This window comes from Psychrobacter sp. UBA2514 (genome assembly GCF_002341255.1).
Classification (GTDB): domain Bacteria; phylum Pseudomonadota; class Gammaproteobacteria; order Pseudomonadales; family Moraxellaceae; genus Psychrobacter; species Psychrobacter pacificensis.
In genome coordinates this window covers 1,353-1,727 of record NZ_DDNS01000052.1, presented here as the reverse complement: position 1 = coordinate 1,727, position 375 = coordinate 1,353, and the positions used below count along the sequence as shown (strand labels likewise).

Genomic DNA, 375 nt, shown 5'->3' with positions numbered 1-375 from the left:
CATCTCTGTCAGTATTGGACAAGGCTATTTCTTAGCCACGCCACTACAGATTGCTAATGCCACTGCCATGACCGCCAGTAAAGGTAAACATATTACCCCGCATTTGCTCAAGAGCAGTGACGGCGCGGCAGAGGTAAAAGTGATCACCAAACCAGATGGCAAAATTGAATACAACGGTCAGCCCTCTGACTGGCTACGCATGCATGATGCAATGGAAAGCGTGGTAGAAAACGGCACAGGTCGCGGCATCTATACCCCGCGTTATCGTATCGCTGGCAAAACCGGCACCGCACAGGTCAAGTCTATTGCTCAAGGCAAACGCTATGATAAATCGGCAATCGATAAGCGTCATTGGGATCATGCGTGGTTCAATGG

At 49.9% G+C, this 375-nt stretch carries 1 protein-coding gene; it reads left to right on the top strand.

Translation table 11 applies throughout. The features are described from left to right. Window positions 1-375, top strand: a 375-nt coding sequence (locus B3V51_RS12330; protein WP_286708539.1) for a penicillin-binding transpeptidase domain-containing protein, incomplete at both ends; no start/stop codon positions are given.